Genomic DNA, 15,443 nt, shown 5'->3' on the forward strand with positions numbered 1-15,443 from the left:
TCCCCTCAGAAGACTCACTTCTCGACGTTCGGATCATAGGGCACGCCTGTCGCGCGGCAGGTACCGTGGGTCGCATGGAGTGGATCGCGAACCCCAGCGTCGGCGAATGGCTGCGCGAGCAGCTCGATGAGGACTACGGGACCATGCATGGCGTCGTCCCGCACGGATACCCGGCGTACGCCCGGGTGTTCCACCCCGCTGTGGTGCGATCCCTGCCCGACCGCGCGGTCCCGACCCACCAGGAATGGGAGCGCCTGGCTCCGGACGAGCAGGCTCGGCTCGTCGGCCTCTTCGTCGACGAGCCCACCACCTGGGCGGAGACCGCCGCTGCGTTCGGCACGACGCTGCATCCGCTGGCGCAGTGGCAGCGACTCGTGCGGACACCTCCCGAGGAGGACTGGCGGACGCGCGTCGCCCCTGACGGCCGCGAGTTCACGGCCCCGATCGATGGTGAGCTCGACGTCGACGCCCTGGCCGCCGTCGCCACGCACCTGGTCACCCATACGCACACCCCGGATGCCGGCTACGCCGCGCTGTGGGAGGGTACCGGCGGGCTCGTCGGCTACCTGGGCGAATCGCCCTCGCGCGCCTTCTTCATCGTCGGCGAAGATCCGAACCACGAGGCGATGCTGAACCGCAGCACGCACGACCCGTTCAACAACGTGTTCCGCAAGCCGTCGTGGCAGGAGGGCATCCTGTCGCGCGAGATCTCCGAGGGCCCACGACTTCAACTGCCCGGTCGCGACCACGTGCTCTTCTCCGTGCCGCCGCGCCTCTTCGCAGATCCGGAATGGGTGCTCGACGTGCCGTGGCGCGACCGCATCGCCGAAGAGCACGGGTTCCAGGCCTCTGCGCAGGGCCCCAGCATCATCTGGCCGGAGGATCGGTCGTGGGTCGTGGTGACCGAGGTCGACTTCGATTCGACCGTGGTGGCCGGATCCGCCGAACTCATCCGCGCCATCTGCGCCGACGAACGCCTGGAGGCCCTGCCGATCGCCGAGGGCGCCGACCTGGGCTGGCACGGCGACGAGGTCAATCGGTGAGCGCTCCGCAGTCTCCGCTCACCTTCGACGCCGCACCCCTCACCGACCCTGTCGATCCGGCAGCCGTCCGCGCATTCGCCGCTGAGGTGCGGGCGCGCGGAGCGCAGGGGCCGGCGATCTCGACCATCATCGGCATCGTCGTCGCGGTCGTCGTGACACTCGTGCTGGTGCCGACCGTGGTCACGGTCATCGTCAGTCTCGCCGCGGCCAGCGGCTCCCCCGCGGCTGCCGCGATCCCCCTGCTGCTCATCGGCCTGGTGCTGGCCGCGATCGCGATCATGATCTGGCTGGGTTGGCGCAACGGACGCGACACCCGCTATCGGCTCGACCGGTTCGCACGGGCGAACGGGATGTCGTACGAGGCTCGCGTCGCCGACCCGCCGCTGCCGGGCATGATCTTCAGCCTGGGACGCTCGCGTCTGGCGACAGACCTGGTGCGGGGTTCGACGCCTCGCTTCGTCGAGTTCGGCAACTATCAGTACACGGTGCAGAGGGGGAAGAACTCCACCACGTACCGATGGGGCTACGTGGCGGTGAAGCTCGACGTGCCGCTGCCGAACATCGTGCTCGACGCCAAGGGCAACAACGGCTTCGGATCGAACCTGCCGGCCTCGTTCCAGAAGGAGCAGCGACTGTCGCTCGAGGGCGACTTCGACCAGCACTTCACGCTGTACTGCCCGGCGGGCTATGAGCGCGACGCGCTGTACCTGTTCACGCCTGACATCATGGCCCGCTTCATCGACAACGCCGCACAGCTCGACGTCGAGATCGTCGACGACTGGCTCTTCCTGTACACGCAGCGCAAGGTGTCGACGCTCGATCCGGCGACGTGGGCGTGGCTGTTCGGTGCCGTCGGGGCGCTGCTCACGAAGTTCGACCAGTGGGCGCGGTGGCGCGATGAGCGGCTGCTCGCCGAGCACGCGGAATCCGCGGCGTCACGACCAGCAGCGTCATCCGATGCCGCCCTGCCCTTCGCTCCGCCTGCGGGCCTGCTCACTCCGCCACCCGGTGTCGCACCGCAGGGCCGTCGGCTCAAGCGCAGCGGAACGTGGCTGCCGATCGTCGTCCTGATCGCGTTCGGCGTGTTCTGGCTCTGGAGCCGACTGAACTAGAGGGAGCGCTCCCATCTATGTGGGGGTGGGTGCCGTTTGGGGAACAGCCGCCCACCCCATCCCCCCTCGGGATCAGAAGAAGAACTGGGGATCCTCCTCCTGCATGATGACGGCGTAGCCGTCGCGCCCGCGGTCAGCTGGGGACTGACGATGCTCGGCGCTCAGGAGAATGGTATACCGGATGACGTTGCAATGTCTTGCGTTCATTCAGGCGCATGGTCCCTGTCCCTACCGGAGGTAGGCGACCGAGCCAGCGCAGGAGCCTCCTGCTCGGATCGACCTACGCAGGCAGATCCTCCTACGTCCGGTCTCAGGTCCCGAGCGACGTGAGCCCTTAGTACTCCGGTTCCGCTCCAGCACGATGGAGTCCAGATCACCGCCCCTAGTTGTGATGTCCAGGGACGTTGTTGGCCGGTCGCTGTCGCGGCGAAGATGTTCATGACCTCACCGCCCACAGCACGGAAATGGGCTGCACGGTTCCGGGTCGAAGGGCCTGCGGGGATGACCGACAGGTCCAGTCGGCCGCGGTCGATGCCGACCAAGACGTCGCCGACGATGGTCAAACGGATCGTGAAGGCACGCTGGCGGCGACGGCTCGGGCCGATGCAGATCGCCGGAGAGCTGGGCATCCCCGCCTCGACCATCCACGCCGTGCTCGTGCGGTGCCGGATCAACCGGCTCAGCCACATCGATCGGGTCACGGGAGAACCCATCAGACGATACGAGCACGACCATCCCGGGTCGCTGATCCATGTCGATATCACCAAATTCGGCAACATCCCAGACGGCGGCGGGTGGCGGTTTGTCGGCAGACAGCAGGGCGATCGGAACCGGGAGGCGACGGCGAAGCGGACCGGGCAGCGGCACGCCCACTACAAACCCAACGTTGGCACTGCGTTCGTTCACACCGTCATCGACGACCACTCCCGCGTCGCCTACGCCGAGATCTGCATGGACGAGAAAGCGGTCACCGCGATCGGAGTCCTCGAACGCGCAACCGCCTGGTTCGCCGACCACGGCGTCACAGTCGAACGCGTCCTCTCCGGCAACGGCTCCGCCTACAAGTCCTACGCCTGGCGAGACGCTTGCGCGGCGCTCGGGATCCGGCACAAACGCACGCGCCCCTACCGTCCACAGACGAACGGCAAAATCGAACGCTTCCACCGCACTCTCGCCGATGGCTGGGCCTACGCCCGCTTCTATGGATCCGAGGCCGAACGTCGAGCCGCGCTACCCGGCTGGATGCACTTCTACAATCATCACAGGCACCACTCCGCAATCGGAGCCCCGCCCATCAGCAGGATCGAGAACAACCTGCCTGGACATCACACCTAGTGCATGTCTGATAATTGCTGGGTCCACGCGATTGCTGCATGGATGAGGACTGCGGCGCGGTAGACGATCGCGCGCTTGTCGTAGCGGGTGGCGAGGCCGCGCCATTGCTTGGTGTGGCAGAACCGGCGCTCGACGACGTTCCGGTTCTTGTAGTCGTTGGCGTCGAGCCTGATCGGTCTGCCGCCGCGTGAGCCGCGCCGTTTGCGATGCCCTTTCTGATCTTTGGGCTCGGGGATGACGGCCTTGATGCCCCGCTCGCGCAGGTGTTTCCGGATCGCGCGTGATGAGTAGGCCTTGTCTCCGCGGACCGCGTCCGGGAGGGTGCGTGGCCGGCATACGTCCCGGCCGACTCGCAACTGTTGCAGGAGTGGCAACAGCATGGGCGAGTCCCCAGCCTGACCCAACGTGATCAGTGTGACCAGCGGGAGCCCGCTGCCGTCGACGAGCTGATGGATCTTCGTCGACAACCCGCCCCGGGAGCGGCCGATCCCGTGATCAAGCGGCTCGACGGCCAGATTCGTGTAGTGCGATCCATCCCCCCGTGGGGCGAGTCGTATTCGTCGCGTGCAGATGCGCCCGGGCGATCGTCGAGTCCACGGACAGTGACCAGTCGATCAGCCCGTCCGCGTCCGCCTGCGCGGCGAGCGTCGCGAGCACCCTGTCCCAGGTGCCTTCGACTGCCATCCGGTGATGCCACGTCCACACCGTCTGCCACGGCCCGAACACCGACGGCAGATCACGCCACGCGATCCCACACCGATACCGATAGATGATGCCCTCGACCATCGACCGGGCATCCGAGAACGGCCGCCCCTTCCGACCCGTCGAGCTGGGCAGCATGCCCTCGATCAACAACCACTGAGCATCCGAGAGCAACTGGAAACGCGACACGCCTCAAGCGTCCCAGGCGGCCGCCCATCTACTTATCAGACACCCCTCGGTGAACGCCAATCTGGGTCAGTACACGTGGGCGAGGAGGACGTCGCCCGATCGGCAGCAATGTCGACCACCTGAGCGCACAAAACCAAGTGAAACCGCCACATGACTCCTCGTTCGCGCCCGGGCGCCAGGCCTTCGCTGGGCATGACCTACCGCATCAGTAGCGCCACCTCACTGACATAGCTAGCAACGAAGGCACCGGCCGCGGTGACCAAGATTCCAACGAGCGGAAGCCACCACCTCGGCCGCCCTGGAAGCAAAAACTGCAGCGCGCCAACGAGTAAGAACAACAAAACCGCGAATGCGGCAAAGATGTTCCCGGTCGCATGCAAGAGTTCGAAATTGCACTGCTGATCACAATGGGGGACGTAGATCCTCTTGAAATAGACGAACGGGATCAGAACCCCTGCCACCGCGAACTGCACTCCCCAAAGCGCCGTGCTAAGCACGCCGCGCCGTGCTTCCCTAGTGGCCATCACTCCTCCACCCTAGAACGCATTTACCATGTACTCCATCCACTGACGAGCGGCCGTCGTGGAGTTCTCGCCGTAAAGGTTGTGAATGTTCATGGCGTTCGAGGCCTTCCCGCGGTTGCAGAAGAAGTCGCCGGAATAGCAGTATGAACGAATCTTATAGACCCAGCCCTGGAAGGAACTACCCATCGGCCAGCCCCATGACCGGTAGGAAGCGTACTGATCCTTGTATGCCTGGATGCCTCCACCCATGAGCCCGTCCGTGTTAGTGGGGGAACCGGGGGCGTTGTATGGCTGGTTGGGGGAGAAGTTCGGATCACCGAATACGACTACGGCCCGAATCGCACTCTTAGCTCTGATGGAGAGATTCGGGGCACCCGAAACCTGAAGGAGTGCGTTTAGTACTACGGCGCCGCCCTGGGAATGTCCTGCGAGGAATATCGCGGGCGTGTACGAGCCGCACTGTTGGACTAGCCAGTTGATCTCGTTGACGAGGTTCGCTCGGCCAACCATCACACTGTTGAAGTAGTTTCCGTCGCCCGAAGCGGGGTAGTTCACCGATGCCACATACATCGGCAGCGGACTACTCGCTTTGAAATGCCATGCCAGAGAAAGCAGCTCGTCTCCATGTCCTCCCGTCGTCCACACTCGATTGCCGTGAGCGAGGCCCGCACCTGCGGCAGCGCCTGTGCCTCGTGCCGTCAGGAGAATGCCAAAGTCGCAGATGCCCGCGCTGGCAGCGTTTGCGGGAGGTGGCCCGACCACTCCCAGCCCGGCCATCATCAGGACTGCCGCGATTCCTCCAACTAGATTCCGAATCCTGTATTTTCTACGCCCAACTTGCGGGCTCGGCTAGCTCGCGGCATGACACAAGAACAAGTAGCTCAATCCGCCCAAATCGACGTGTCGACATATGCACGCATGGAGCGGCGCCTCGACGAGGCGGATGGCCACGGATCCAGAGCCAGCACCATAATGAAAGTTCTGCGCGTCCTCCACGTTCCGGCCGCCCAGATCGAGAGGGTCGCCAACGCCTATTGGTGACGGCAGGGTTTCGTGCTTGACCTTCTCCTCCAGGCTTGCTCGGTCTGCGCCGTCTAGCCTGAGGCGCAGCGGCGTGCGATCTCATGTGCCGGATGAGTCTCATCGAAGGTCCCCGCTCCGACGATGCGGCACCCGAGGCCGTCGCGGACCGCGTTACCGCAAGTGACGGTCACGGCCCCACCCCCGTCTGCATGCAAGAGAATGGAAGGTGATGTCTGAACGCGAATCCCACACCCTCTGGCAAGCAGAACGCCGCGCCTCCGTCACCGGGGCCACCGGCAACCTGGCGCTGATCGAGACCCGCTGGACCGGCGAACGCCCCGATCTGGAAGCCGAGCAGAATGCGGCGCGGGCCGGTGTCACCGTGACGCCGATCCAGCGCACCGACATCGACACCGGCGAAGACCAGCACGGACTGCGTGTCTGGGATGCCGACGCACCCGCGATCCGCGCCTTCGACCGCATCGACACCTACGAGTACGACCCGGCGTGGGTGCTGGAGGGTCACTTCACCCCGGTCGCCGGCGACCGCCGGGTGTCGTTCGAGCACATCCGCGACAACGGCGGAACGCGCGATCTCGTCGTCCCGGGCGACATCCGCCTCACGCTCGACGGACGCGAGTACGACCTGGCGGCGTTCGACGACGGCGGCACGCTGCTGCTCGTCTTCGGCGACGAGACCAACGGATCGGAGACCTACGGCTCCGGGCGTTTCCTGTTCGTGCAGCTGCGCGATGACGAGGGCACCGTCGTCCTCGACTTCAACAGGGCCTTCGTGCCGCCGTGCGGATTCAGCGCGCAGTACAACTGCCCGCTGCCGCCGGCATCCAACCGCTTCCCCCTGCCGATCCGAGCAGGTGAGAAGAACGTCGTCTTCCGCGACGGCTTCGACATCTACGCGGCGTGACGCCGCACACTCTCACCCTGGAGCACTCATGAGAAGAACCCGCATCCTCGGCGCGCTCGGCGCCGTCGCCACGCTCGCCCTCGTGGCCGGCTGCGCGTCCGGCACGGGCGATGACACCACGGCGAGCGAAGACGCCACGATCTTCATCGGTTCGCTGTACGAGCCCAAAAACCTGAGCAACACCCAGGGCGGTGGCCAGGGCGTGACGGAGGCGCTCACCGGGAACGTCTACGAAGGCCTGTACCGGCTCACGGACGACGGCGAGGTCGAGCCGCTGCTCGCCGAAGACGCCCAGGTCTCCGACGACGGCCTGACCTACACGATCACGCTGCGCGACGATGTGACCTTCCACTCGGGCGACCCGCTCACCTCCGCCGACGTGAAGTCGAGCATCGAGGCCGTCACCGCCGAAGACTCGGTGTCGGCTCGCAAGTCGAGCTTCTCGACGATCGCCGACATCGCGACCCCCGACGACCAGACCGTCGTGTTCACGCTGTCGCAGCGGTCGATCTCGTTCCTCTACAACCTCAGCTACGTGTGGATCGTCAACGATGAAGCGGGTGACATCACCGCCGCGGAGGATGGCACCGGCCCCTATACGCTCGACGAGTGGAAGAAGGGCTCGACCCTCACCCTCGAGCGCTGGGACGACTACTGGGGCGAGCCGGCCAAGAACGGCGAGGTCGTCTACACGTACTTCACCGACGCGACGGCCGAGAACAACGCCCTGCTCACCGGCGAGATCGATGTGATCACCAGCGTGCAGAGCCCCGACTCGCTCTCGCAGTTCGACAACGACGACTACGTGATCAGCGAAGGCACGTCGACCACGAAGGAGCTGCTCGCGTTCAACGACCGGGTCGCCCCCTTCGACAACGTCCTGGTGCGCAAGGCGATCTACTCGGCCATCGACACGAAGAAGCTCCTCGAGTCGATCTGGGGCGACTACGGCACGCTGATCGGTTCCATGGTTCCGCCGACCGATCCCTGGTACGAGGACCTCACGAGCGTGAACCCGTACGACATCGACCTGTCGAAGGACCTGCTCGCGCAGGCCGGGTACGCCGACGGCTTCACGTTCACGCTCGACACCCCGAGCTACGACCCGCACCCCGCCGTGGCGGAGTTCCTGCAGTCGCAGCTCGCCGAGGTCGGCATCACGGTCGAGATCAACACGATCAGCGCCGACGAGTGGTACACCAAGGTGTTCAAGGAGCAGGACTTCGAGGCCACTCTCCAGGAGCACGTGAACGACCGTGACGTCGTCTGGTACGGCAACCCCGACTTCTACTGGGGTTACGACGACGCCGACGTGCAGAAGTGGGTCGCCGAGGCCGAGCAGGCAGCGACGACGGATGAGCAGACCGCCCTTCTGAAGCAGGTCAACGAGAAGATCGCCGCGGATGCCGCGAGCGTATGGTTGTACCTGTACCCGCAGATCGTGGTCGCCTCGAGTGACCTCAGCGGGTACCCGGTCAACGGCCTGAACTCGCAGTTCTTCGCCTACGACATCGTCAAGTCCTGACGTGCGAGGGGGATGCCGCGCGTCGGCATCCCCCTCGTCATCCTGAGAAGCCATGCTCGCCTACCTGCTGCGCCGCCTCGCCTTCCTCGTGGTGTCGCTGATCGTCGCGATGATCGCGATCTTCGTGCTGCTGCGCCTGCTCCCCGGCGACCCGGCGAACGCCCTGCTGTCCGTGAACGCCACTCCCGAGCAGATCGCGGCCGCCCGCGAACAGGTCGGCTCCGATCAGCCTCTCCCGCAGCAGTTCACGACCTGGGCGGGACAGCTGCTGCGCTTCGACCTCGGCGAGTCGTTCCTGAGCGGTCGTGCGGTCGGACCCGACATCGCGGACCGCCTGACCGTGACCCTTCCGCTCACTCTCATCGCCTTCACCGTCGCACTGCTCGTCTCGCTCGTGATCGGCATCACCGCCGCGGTGAAGTCCGACCGCTGGTACGGCATCGCGCTCTCGGGTTTCGCGCAGCTCGGCGTCGCCGTCCCCGTCTTCTGGGTCGGCGTCGTGCTCGTGTGGGTGTTCGCACTCGGACTCGGCCTCCTGCCCTCTGGCGGCTTCCCTCGCGATGACTGGGAGGATCCGGCCGACGCATTGCGCTCGCTCGCGCTCCCGGTGATCACGATCGTGATCGTCATGAGCGCCTCACTCAGCCGTTACGTCCGCTCGGCCACTCTCGACGTGATCGGCAGCGACTACCTCCGCACCGCCCGCGCCGGCGGATCCGGCACCGCCGAGGCTCTCCTGCGTCACGGCGTACGCAACGGCGCGGTGCCCGTGGTGGCGGTCCTCGGCATCGAGCTGTCCACGACTCTGCTCGGCGCGGTCGTCGTCGAGAGCGTCTTCACTCTTCCCGGACTCGGGAGTCTGCTGCTGTCGGCCATCGAGCAGCACGACTTCCAGGTCATCCAGGGTGTCCTCGTCATCAGCACGCTGTTCGTGCTGATGGTCGGGTTCGCCGCCGACATCGTGCAGCGCCTGATCGATCCGCGTCTGCGCACGAGCGTCTCGGGGAATCGATGAGCCGCGTCGCCGAACAACTGATCACCGGATCCGTGCCCGTGCGGCGGCGGCCGAAGGCGACCCTGCTGATCGGGCTCGTCCTCACGGGTGCGATCGTGCTCATCGCCCTGGTCTCGCTGTTCTGGCTGCCGTATCCGCTCGCCGACACCAGCGGCAGCCGCCTCGAGGGACCGAGCGCGCTGCACCTGCTCGGCACGGATCGGCTCGGACGCGACCTGCTCTCCCAGCTGATGTGGGGCGCGCGGATCGCCCTCATCGTCGGCACCTGCGCGGTCGCGATCGCCGCGGTGCTGGGCACGATCGTCGGCCTGATCGCCGCGTTCTCCCGACCGTGGGTCGACGACACGCTCTCGGCAGGACTCGACGTCGTGATCGCCTTTCCCGTGCTGCTGTTGGCGATGCTGGTCGTCGCCATCCAGGGCGCGTCACTGTGGTCGGCCGTGCTCGCGATCGGTCTCGCGATGTCGGCGGTGGTCGCGCGGCTCACGCGCATCCTCGCTCGTCGTGTGCTGCAGGAGCAGTTCGTCACAGCCGCCCGCACGAGCGGCACGAGCGTGCTCGGCATCGTCTTCCAGCACGTGCTGCCGAACATCGCGCCGACCCTCGCCGTGAGTCTCGCGCTGCAGTTCGGTGCCGCCGTGCTCGCGGAGGCGAGCCTGTCGTACCTGGGTCTGGGCGCTCCCCCGCCCAACGCATCGTGGGGCCGGATGCTGCAGGAGGCACAGGGCACCGTGCTCACCGCTCCTGTGGGTGCGATCGCTCCCGGTGTCGCGATCATCGCGCTCGTGCTCGGCGTGAACTTCCTCGCCGACGGACTGCGCGACCTGGCCGACCCGACCCGCAGGAGGAGTCGATGAGCCTTCTCGACGTCGCCGGCCTCTCGGTGCGCTCGGCATCCCACGCTCTCGTGCGCGAGGTCTCGTTCTCGCTCGCAGCCGGAGAGCGTCTCGGCCTGATCGGCGAATCCGGTTCCGGCAAGTCGCTCACCTCGCTCGCGGTGACCGGTCTGCTGCCGGATTCGCTCTCGGCGTCGGGCTCGGTGCTGCTCGACGGCCACCAGGTGATCGGAGCCCGGGATGCCGATCTGCGACCACTGCGCGGACCCGTCGCGCAGATCGTGTTCCAGGAGCCACTGACCGCGCTCGACCCGCTGATGCGGGTGGGGCGTCAGATCGCCGAACCGCTGCGCCGCCACCTCGGGCTGCGCGGTCAGGAACTGCGCGCCGCGATCGCCGCTGCGCTCGACGAGGTCGCGCTCTCCGATCCGCGCATCTCGCGCGCGTACCCGCACGAGCTATCGGGTGGCCAGCGACAGCGGGTGGCGATCGCGATCGCCCTCGCGGCCCGCCCGCAGCTGCTCATCGCGGACGAGCCGACCACCGCGCTCGACGTCACCGTGCAGGACAGCGTGCTCACTCTTCTCGAGCGCCTGGTCGCAGAGCGCGGCATGGCGCTGCTGTTCATCAGCCACGACCTGGCCGTGGTCTCGAGCATGGTGGATCGCATCGTCGTGCTGCGCGACGGGCTCGTCGTCGAGGCGGGGCCGGTGGCGCAGGTGCTGCAGGAGCCGGCCGAGCCGTACACGCGGATGCTGGTCGACAGCGCCCGTGCGCTCGATGCGTTCCTCGACGCCGGGGAGGTCGGACCATGACGCTGCTCGAACTGCGCGCGGCCGGATTCTCCTATGGATCGCGCCGCGTTCTCGACGACATCTCGCTGCGCATCGACGAGGGAGACTCGCTGGGCCTCGTCGGTGAGTCGGGGGCCGGAAAGTCGACGATCCTCCGGCTGATGCTCGGCCTCGCCGCCCCGCGTGAGGGACAGGTGCTGTTCGATGGCACCCCGCTCGCTCTGCGCGATCGCGCACAGATGCGTCGGTTCCGCGCGAGCGTGCAGCCGGTGTTCCAGGACCCGTATTCGTCTCTCGACCCCCGCCAACGCATCGACCGGATCATCGGCGAACCACTCCGTTCGCTGGGTCTGGCATCCGGCACCGATGCGCAACGCCGTATCGCCGAGGCGCTCGAGTCGGTCGGGCTGCCCGCCGACACCGCACGCCGGTACCCGCACGAGTTCTCCGGAGGACAGCGTCAGCGCATCGCGATCGCGCGCGCCGTGGTCTCGCGCCCCCGCGTGCTGCTGGCCGACGAGCCGGTCAGCGCCCTCGACGTCACCACGCGCGTGCAGGTGCTCGAGCTGCTCGACCGGCTGCGCCGCGAGAACGGCCTGTCGCTCGTGATGGTGTCGCACGACCTGACAGCGATCGCCTCGGCCTGCGACCGCACCGTCGTGCTGCAGCACGGTCGTGTCGTCGAGCAGGGGGCCACGGCGGCCGTGCTCCATGCCCCGCAGCAGCCTTATACGCGCGCGCTCGTCGACGCCGTTCCGCGGCTGCCGCGCTGAGACCGCGACACATCCCCCGCCGAAGCGAACAAGTCACCCCATATCGGGTGTTTCTGGCCATCGGATAGCCGGGATTCTGGCCACTCTTGGACCGTCGTTCACGCCGACGGCGCGGAGAGCCCGAAGTACGCGAGCTCCGCGTCGTTCAGCATCCGGGACCGGATCAGGAACCGCATCCCCGTCGGCCCCTCGACCGAGAAGCCGGCCCCCCGACCCGGCACCACGTCGATCGTGAGGTGCGTGTACTTCCAGTACTCGAACTGCGACTCCGACATGAACACCTCGACGGGTGCCTCCAGCCCCACGTCGAGCGCACCGAGCAGCACATCGCCGGGCCCCGTGATGAACATGCCCACGGGGTAGCACATGGGCGACGAGCCGTCACAGCATCCGCCCGACTGATGGAACATGAGCGGTCCGTGCTGCACGGTCAGATCACGCACGAGGGATGCCGCCGCATCCGTCACGTCCACGCGCTGGTAGGTGCCGATGCTGACCATGACTGCCGCCTTCCGGGAAGGGAGCCGGGCGGACGCTGAGAATGCAGCGTCCGCCCGGGGATGAACTCAGAAGAAGCCCATCGGGCCTTCCGCGTACGAGACCAGGAGGTTCTTGGTCTGCTGGTAGTGGTCGAGCATCATCTTGTGGTTCTCGCGCCCGACGCCCGACTGCTTGTATCCGCCGAACGCGGCGTGCGCCGGGTACTGGTGGTACGTGTTCGTCCAGACGCGACCGGCCTCGATCGCGCGGCCGGCGCGGTAGGCGGTGTCGCCGCTGCGGCTCCAGACACCGGCACCGAGGCCGTAGAGCGTGTCGTTGGCGATCGAGATCGCGTCGTCGAAGCCGTCGAACGAGGTCACGGAGAGCACCGGCCCGAAGATCTCCTCCTGGAAGATGCGCATGTCGTTCGTGCCCTCGAACACGGTCGGAGCGACGTAGTATCCCTCGCTCAGGTCTCCGCCGAGATCGACCCGCTCACCGCCGGTGAGCAGGCGGGCGCCGCCCTGCTTGCCGATGTCGATGTAGCTGAGGATCTTCTCGAGCTGGTCGTTCGAGGCCTGCGCGCCGATCATGGTCGCCGGGTCGAGCGGATTGCCCTGCACGACCTTCTTGACCCGCTCGAGTCCATCGGCGAGGAAACCGTCGTAGATCGAGCGCTGGATCAGTGCGCGCGAGGGGCAGGTGCACACCTCACCCTGGTTGAGCGCGAACATCGTGAAGCCCTCGAGCGCCTTGTCGTAGAACGGGTCGGAGGTGGAGCGGGCGACGTCCTCGAAGAAGACGTTCGGGCTCTTGCCTCCGAGCTCCAGCGTCACGGGGATCAGGTTCTGCGAGGCGTACTGCATGATCAGGCGGCCGGTCGTCGTCTCGCCCGTGAAGGCGACCTTGCGGATGCGCTTGTGCTGAGCCAGCGGAGCGCCCGCCTCGATGCCGAAGCCGTTGACGATGTTCACGACGCCGGCCGGCAGCAGGTCGCCGATGATGTCGAACAGGAACAGCAGCGATGCCGGCGTCTGCTCGGCCGGCTTGATGACGACGCAGTTGCCCGCGGCGAGCGCCGGGGCCAGCTTCCATACCGCCATCAGGATCGGGAAGTTCCAGGGGATGATCTGGCCGACCACGCCCAGCGGCTCGTGGAAGTGATACGCGACGGTGTTCTCGTCGAGCTGGCTGATGCCGCCCTCCTGCGCCCGCAGCACGCCGGCGAAGTAGCGGAAGTGGTCGACCGCGAGGGGGATGTCGGCGGCCAGCGTCTCGCGCACCGGCTTGCCGTTCTCCCAGGTCTCGGCGATGGCGATCTCCTCGAGGTGCTGCTCGATGCGGTCGGCGATCCTGTTGAGGATCACGGAGCGCTCGGCCGGGCTCGTCTTGCCCCAGCCCGCGAATGCCTGCCAGGCGACATCGACCGCGCGGTCGATGTCTTCCACGGTTCCGCGGCCGACCTCGGTGAACGGCTTGCCGTTGACGGGACTGACGTTCTCGAAGTACTGGCCTTTGACCGGCTCTACGAACTCGCCGCCGATGTAGTGGCCGTAGCGAGCGCGGTAGTTCGCAAGGGCCCCCGGCTGCCCCGGGGCCGTGTAGGCGGTGGACACGTCTTCTTCGACGATGGTCATCGTGACTCCTTCGACCGGCCGCGCGTCGGTGCTGCGGCGTGTCCTCCGAAGGTAGGTCGCGGGAGGTTGCACCCGGGTGCGCAACGTTGCAAGCAGTTGCAGTCGGTCCCGGCGCTACTCGGCTCGCTCGATGCGGGCGACCAGGCTGGCGCGCTTCGGCGACCGGGCGGGCAGCATCTCGAGCGCCAGGCGCAGGATCTCGACGTCAGCCTGCCCCTCGGGGATCTCGGCATAGGCCAGCAGCACATCCAGGCTCGCCTCCGACAGCATCGCCTCTCGAAGACCGGCGCGCACCGACTCACGGAACTCCTCGACGCCGGGTGAGGTCGATTCCGGCAGCACGGGTCCGCGGTAGGCCGTCAGCGCCACGCGGTGCGCTCCGCGGTCGAGCAGCGAGAGCACATCGTGCGCATCGGTGTCGAGCGGCAGCGGCAGCCGATAGGGACGCGATTCGGGCACCAGGTCGGGGGCCGCGCGCTCGAGCACCTTGCGCAACCGCACCATCTCGGGGCGCAGAGTGTCGGGAGAGACCCCGGGGCCGTAGACCAGCTCGCACAGACGCTCGGCCGAGAGTCCCTGCCGGTGCACCGCGAGCATCAGCAGGATGGCGGCGTGCCGGGCGCTGAGCTCGATCATCGACTCCTCGTGCGCGGACTCGGTCTCGAGCCGCGCCCGATCGCGCCCCAGCACGTGCAGCGTCGCCCGGGCGGTGGCGCGGGTGCGGGAGGCCGCCGCATGAGGGCGAGACGGCGTCTCGGCCCGTGAGCGCAGCCGTGCCACCAGAAGCTCGGATTCCACGGCGCGAGCGGTCGCATCGACCAGGAGTCGGGCCTGCGGGCTGACGACCTCTGAACCGCCGGTGATGTCGATCACGCCGAGCACGCGCTTCGTCTCGGGGTCCCGCACCGGAGCCGCCGAGCACGACCACGGGTGCACGAGCCGGTTGTAGTGCTCGGCACCGCGGATCTGCACTGACTGACCGAGTGCGAGGGCGGTGCCGGGGGCGGTCGTGCCGACGGCGTCCTCCGCCCAGTTCGCGCCGGCGACGAACCCCATCCCGTCGGTGAGGGACTGCAGCTGCCGGTCGCCCTCGATCCACAGCAGGCGCCCGGCCTGGTCGCCGACCGCGATGACGACCCCGTTGTCTTCGGCGTCGCCCGGCAGCAACAGCGCCCGGATCATGTCCATCGCGGAGGCCAGGGGATGAGCGAGGCGATAGGTCTCGAGCTCCTCGCTCACGAGCTCGATCACGGGCGCGGCCTCGGGGCCGACGCGACGACGCCACGACCGCTCCCATGACTCCCGCACGAGAGGGCGCACGTGCGCGAGACGCTGGTCGTCGAGGTTGCCCGCCAGCAACTCCTCGTGCGCACGCTCGATGAGGAGACGGGAGGTCGCAGGCTGGACGTCCCGGGAGTCGTGCCACAAGGCAGACACGGCAGTCTCCGATCATCAGCGGTGGAGCGTCCTGCCAGTGTACGACGCTGACGCGGCGAGGCACAGAGCGCGGATCACCCGATCGGCGTCGAA

At 67.2% G+C, this 15,443-nt stretch carries 15 protein-coding genes; 10 read left to right on the forward strand and 5 right to left on the reverse strand.

Features of this window, described 5'->3' with window-relative positions; all coding sequences use genetic code 11:
- The first annotated feature begins 74 nt into the window (after positions 1 to 74).
- The 3 genes from KZC51_RS02400 to KZC51_RS02410 all read left to right on the forward strand — a co-directional run bounded on the left by KZC51_RS02400 (position 75) and on the right by KZC51_RS02410 (position 3,490).
- A complete protein-coding gene (locus KZC51_RS02400; RefSeq protein ID WP_247628426.1) occupies positions 75 to 1,043 on the forward strand; it encodes a hypothetical protein in 969 nt (322 codons plus the stop codon).
- Positions 1,040 to 2,155, forward strand: coding sequence for a DUF3137 domain-containing protein (locus KZC51_RS02405; RefSeq protein ID WP_247628427.1), 1,116 nt, complete (start codon positions 1,040 to 1,042; stop codon positions 2,153 to 2,155). The genes KZC51_RS02400 and KZC51_RS02405 overlap by 4 nt, the downstream gene beginning before the upstream one ends.
- Positions 2,156 to 2,527: 372 nt before the next feature.
- The gene (locus KZC51_RS02410; RefSeq protein WP_247630570.1) at positions 2,528 to 3,490 is read left to right on the forward strand and encodes an IS481 family transposase; all 963 of its coding nucleotides are present in this window, start codon (positions 2,528 to 2,530) and stop codon (positions 3,488 to 3,490) included.
- Here the strand turns inward: KZC51_RS02410 and KZC51_RS02415 are convergent.
- Positions 3,487 to 4,381, reverse strand: a protein-coding gene (locus KZC51_RS02415; protein WP_247628428.1) for an IS5 family transposase whose coding sequence is annotated in 2 segments (ribosomal slippage) — positions 3,487 to 4,023 and positions 4,025 to 4,381 — 894 coding nt in all. Because the reading frame shifts where the segments join, the coding sequence is not laid out codon by codon here. The genes KZC51_RS02410 and KZC51_RS02415 overlap by 4 nt on opposite strands.
- 536 nt (positions 4,382 to 4,917) lie before the next feature.
- Positions 4,918 to 5,460: a cutinase family protein gene (locus KZC51_RS02420; RefSeq protein ID WP_247628429.1), complete on the reverse strand. Its 543-nt coding sequence runs from the start codon at positions 5,458 to 5,460 to the stop codon at positions 4,918 to 4,920.
- 282 nt (positions 5,461 to 5,742) lie between these two features.
- On the opposite strand from KZC51_RS02420, the gene KZC51_RS17915 reads away from it, so the two are divergent.
- From KZC51_RS17915 to KZC51_RS02450, 7 genes are all read left to right on the forward strand, one after another.
- Positions 5,743 to 5,946, forward strand: a complete 204-nt coding sequence (locus KZC51_RS17915) for a helix-turn-helix domain-containing protein (RefSeq protein ID WP_372491743.1) — start codon at positions 5,743 to 5,745, stop codon at positions 5,944 to 5,946.
- Positions 5,947 to 6,157: 211 nt separating this feature from the next.
- Positions 6,158 to 6,853, forward strand: a complete 696-nt coding sequence (locus KZC51_RS02425) for a DUF1684 domain-containing protein (RefSeq protein ID WP_247628430.1) — start codon at positions 6,158 to 6,160, stop codon at positions 6,851 to 6,853.
- 28 nt (positions 6,854 to 6,881) lie between these two features.
- Positions 6,882 to 8,378 (forward strand): ABC transporter substrate-binding protein, encoded by a 1,497-nt coding sequence (locus tag KZC51_RS02430; protein ID WP_247628431.1) that lies wholly within the window; start codon positions 6,882 to 6,884, stop codon positions 8,376 to 8,378.
- A gap of 52 nt (positions 8,379 to 8,430) precedes the next feature.
- Complete coding sequence (locus KZC51_RS02435) at positions 8,431 to 9,393, forward strand: ABC transporter permease (RefSeq protein WP_247628432.1); 963 nt, start codon at positions 8,431 to 8,433, stop codon at positions 9,391 to 9,393.
- Entirely contained in the window at positions 9,390 to 10,250 is an 861-nt protein-coding gene (locus KZC51_RS02440) for an ABC transporter permease (protein ID WP_247628433.1), read from the forward strand. Before KZC51_RS02435 ends, KZC51_RS02440 begins: the two co-directional genes overlap by 4 nt.
- Positions 10,247 to 11,044 (forward strand): ATP-binding cassette domain-containing protein, encoded by a 798-nt coding sequence (locus tag KZC51_RS02445; protein WP_247628434.1) that lies wholly within the window; start codon positions 10,247 to 10,249, stop codon positions 11,042 to 11,044. The genes KZC51_RS02440 and KZC51_RS02445 overlap by 4 nt, the downstream gene beginning before the upstream one ends.
- A complete protein-coding gene (locus KZC51_RS02450) occupies positions 11,041 to 11,796 on the forward strand; it encodes an ABC transporter ATP-binding protein (RefSeq protein WP_247628435.1) in 756 nt (251 codons plus the stop codon). The genes KZC51_RS02445 and KZC51_RS02450 overlap by 4 nt, the downstream gene beginning before the upstream one ends.
- A 98-nt stretch (positions 11,797 to 11,894) precedes the next feature.
- Here the strand turns inward: KZC51_RS02450 and KZC51_RS02455 are convergent, their stop codons facing one another.
- The 3 genes from KZC51_RS02455 to KZC51_RS02465 form a co-directional block, all read right to left on the reverse strand.
- Positions 11,895 to 12,296, reverse strand: coding sequence for a DUF779 domain-containing protein (locus KZC51_RS02455; RefSeq protein WP_247628436.1), 402 nt, complete (start codon positions 12,294 to 12,296; stop codon positions 11,895 to 11,897).
- 66 nt (positions 12,297 to 12,362) lie between these two features.
- A complete protein-coding gene (gene exaC / locus KZC51_RS02460; protein ID WP_247628437.1) occupies positions 12,363 to 13,913 on the reverse strand; it encodes an acetaldehyde dehydrogenase ExaC in 1,551 nt (516 codons plus the stop codon).
- A 114-nt stretch (positions 13,914 to 14,027) separates the two neighbouring features.
- Positions 14,028 to 15,350, reverse strand: coding sequence for a GAF domain-containing protein (locus tag KZC51_RS02465; RefSeq protein ID WP_247628438.1), 1,323 nt, complete (start codon positions 15,348 to 15,350; stop codon positions 14,028 to 14,030).
- Positions 15,351 to 15,443 lie beyond the last annotated feature (93 nt).

This window comes from Microbacterium croceum (assembly GCF_023091245.1).
Taxonomy (GTDB): domain Bacteria; phylum Actinomycetota; class Actinomycetes; order Actinomycetales; family Microbacteriaceae; genus Microbacterium; species Microbacterium croceum.